Below are 3,189 nucleotides of genomic sequence, written 5' to 3' on the forward strand. Positions count from 1 at the left end.
CCTGGGGTCCCCGCTGGCCCCGGGCGAGCTGGTGGGCACCGTCGCGGGCGGCGGCAGCGTCGAGCACCGGGTCCTGGTGCCGCCCTCCTGCGCCGGCACGCTCACCTTCCTCGCCGGCGAGGGTGAGTACTCCGAGACCGAGCCGATCGCCCGGGTGGGCGGGCGGGAGGTGCCGCTGGTGGAGCAGTGGCCGGTGCGCACCCCCCGGCCGGCGGTGGAGCGCCTTGACGAGGCCCTGGACCTGCACACCGGCCAGCGGGTCATCGACCTGCTGTTCCCCCTGGCGCGCGGGTCCGCAGCGGCCGTGCCCGGCGGCTTCGGCACCGGCAAGACCATGCTGCTCCAGCAGATCGCCAAGTGGTGCGACGCCGACGTGATCGTCTACGTCGGGTGCGGCGAGCGCGGCAACGAGATGGCCGACGTGCTGGCCGAGCTCGGCGAGCTCTCCGACCCCCGCACCGGGGGCCGGCTGGCCGACCGCACCGTGATCGTGGCCAACACCTCCAACATGCCGATGATGGCGCGCGAGGCGAGCATCTACACCGGGATCACGGTCGCGGAGTACTACCGGGACATGGGCTACGACGCGGTCCTGATCGCGGACTCGACCTCACGCTGGGCCGAGGCGCTGCGCGAGTTCGCCTCCCGCTCCGGCGCGCTGCCCGCGGAGGAGGGCTACCCGGCCGACCTGGCGTCGGCGCTCGCGGCCTTCTACGAGCGGGCCGGTCGGGTCCGCACGCTCTCCGGGGGCACCGGGTCGGTCACGGTGATCGGGTCGGTCTCACCTCCGGGTGGCGACCTGAGCGAGCCGGTCACCACGGCGACCGAGAGGTTCGTCGGCGCCGTGTGGTCCCTGGACCGCGACCTGGCCTACTCCCGGCACTACCCCGCCGTGAGCTGGCGCGGGTCGTTCTCCCGCGAGGTCGAGGCCCTGGGCGCCCGGCGTACCGCTGCTGGGCAGCCCGACTGGGTGCGGCACCGGGCTCGGGCGGCCGGCCTGCTGGCCGAGGCGGACCGGCTCGCCGCCCTGGCCGAGATCCTCGGCGCCCAGGCGCTCCCCGGCCACGAGCGGATGGTGCTCCTGGCCGGGCGGCTGCTGCGGGAAGGGGTGCTCATGCAGAGCGCCCTCAGCGCGAACGACGCCCACTGCTCGGCGGAGAAGGCGCAGGCGCTGCTGGCCATGGTGCTCGACGTCTTCGACGGCTGCGACCAGGCCGTCGCGCGAGGCGTCGCCGCCACCGCGGTGGAGGAGCTCGACCTGACCGACGTGGTGCGGGTGCGGGAGACGACCGGGCCCGACGACGTCGCCGGCGTGCAGGGCTGCCGGGACGCCGCCCTCGCCAGGCTGGTGGAGCTGTCATGACCCAGGGGGACCTCGCCCGACCCGTCGCCGACCTGGTGCCGGTGAGCTGCTCGGACGTGGCCTCGGTCGCCGGCCCGCTGCTCGTCGTCCGCGGGGCGCGCGGCGTGGGCTGGGACGAGTTCGCGGTGGTCGAGGTGGACGACGGCCCGTCCCGGCACGGTCTGGTGCTCGAGGTCGACGAGGACCTGGCGGTGGTCCAGGTGCTGGAGGGGACGGCGGGGCTGGCCCCGGGACGGGTCGCGGTCGGCTTCACCGGCAGGCCGATGCACGTGCCGGTCGGCACCGGGTGGCTGGGGCGGGTGTGCAACGGGCGGGGTGAGCCGCTGGACGGCGGCCCCCCGGTGTACGACGTCCGGGAGGCGCCGACCGCCGGGTGGCCGCTGAACCCCGTGCACCGCGACCGGCCGCGGCAGCCGGTGGAGACCGGCGTGAGTGCGATCGACGCGCTGATGACGCTGGTCCGCGGCCAGAAGCTCCCGATCTTCAGCTCCCCGGGCCTGCCGCACCTACGGCTCGCGACGCAGATCGCCGCCCAGGCGACCGCCGGCGCCGAGTCCTTCCGGGTCGTGTTCGCCGGCATGGGCCTGCCGCACGCCGATCTCGCCTTCGTCCGTGACGCGCTGGAGGAGCGGTCGGCGGCCGGCGAGCTGGTGATGCTGCTCAACGCGGCCGACGATCCGGTGATCGAGCGGCTGCTCACCCCCCGGATCGCCCTCACCGTCGCCGAGGACCTGGCCTTCACCCACGGCTTCCACGTCCTGGTCGTCCTGTGCGACATCACCAGCTACTGCGAGGCGCTGCGCGAGGTGTCCGCGGCCCGACAGGAGATCCCGGCGCGCCGTGCCTACCCCGGCTACCTCTACAGCGACCTCGCCTCGCTCTACGAACGGTGCGGGCGGGTGGTGGGCCGGGACGGGTCGGTCACCCTGCTGCCGGTGCTCACCATGCCCGGCGGGGACATCACCCACCCGGTCCCCGATCTGACCGGGTACATCACCGAGGGGCAGGTCGTGCTCAGCCCCGACCTGCAGGCCCGCGGCGTCTACCCACCGATCGACGTGCTGTCCTCGCTGTCCCGGCTGATGCGGGCCGGCGTCGGACGGGACCGCACCCGCGAGGACCACCTCGACGTCGCCGCCCAGGCCTTGGCCGCCCTGGCCCGGGCCCGGCAGACCGCCGAGCTCGCCGAGCTCGTCGGCCCGGCCGCGCTGGACCGGACCGACCGGCTCTACCTCGAGTACCGCACCGCGCTGGAGCAGGGCGTGCTCCACCAGGGGGTACGGGAGCGGCGGCCGGTCGCCACCACCCTCGACCTGCTGTGGCGGTCCCTGGCCACCCTCCCCCGGCGCGAGCTCACGATGCTCGACGCCGCGCTGGTCGAGCGGTACCTGCCTGCGGGTCCCCCCGCGGAGGTCGGGTCGTGAGCGCCCCCACCGGGCGCTCCGGCCGACTCCGCCTGGTGCACCAGATCGAGATGGCCCGACGGGGCAGCGACCTGCTGGACCGCAAGCAGCGGGTGCTGGCCGGTGAGCTCGCCCGGTTGCGCCTGCACACCCGGCGTACCGGCCTGGAGTGGGAGGAGACCGCCACCGAGGCCGCCCGCTGGCTGGCGCGCAGCCACGGGCTGGACGGCGCGGAGCGGCTCGCCAGCGCCTCCGGCCCGGGCCGGGCGCTGGTCCGGGTGTCCTGGCACGCGGCGATGGGTGTCGTGTATCCCGACGACGCCCGCGCGGTGCTCCCCCGGGAGACCCGCACGGCCGGATCCTCCGCGCTGGTGCTTGCCGCCGGCGCCCACGCCCGCGGGCTGGAGGCGGTGGCCCGGCACG

The 3,189-nt window shown here is 75.6% G+C and carries 3 protein-coding genes; all 3 read left to right on the forward strand.

Features of this window, described 5'->3' with window-relative positions; translation table 11 throughout:
* On the forward strand, nt 1–1,363 hold a 1,363-nt coding region (locus tag PLP61_RS15990; protein ID WP_324503754.1), incomplete at its 5' end, for a V-type ATP synthase subunit A.
* Nucleotides 1,360–2,787: a V-type ATP synthase subunit B gene (locus tag PLP61_RS15995; RefSeq protein WP_324503755.1), complete on the forward strand. Its 1,428-nt coding sequence runs from the start codon at nt 1,360–1,362 to the stop codon at nt 2,785–2,787. The genes PLP61_RS15990 and PLP61_RS15995, both read left to right, overlap by 4 nt.
* Nucleotides 2,784–3,189 (forward strand): V-type ATP synthase subunit D (locus PLP61_RS16000; RefSeq protein WP_324503756.1); only part of this gene is annotated, 406 nt, incomplete at its 3' end. The genes PLP61_RS15995 and PLP61_RS16000, both read left to right, overlap by 4 nt.

Origin of the sequence: Nocardioides sp. (genome assembly GCF_035429765.1) — a bacterium.
Classification (GTDB): Bacteria; Actinomycetota; Actinomycetes; order Propionibacteriales; family Nocardioidaceae; genus Nocardioides.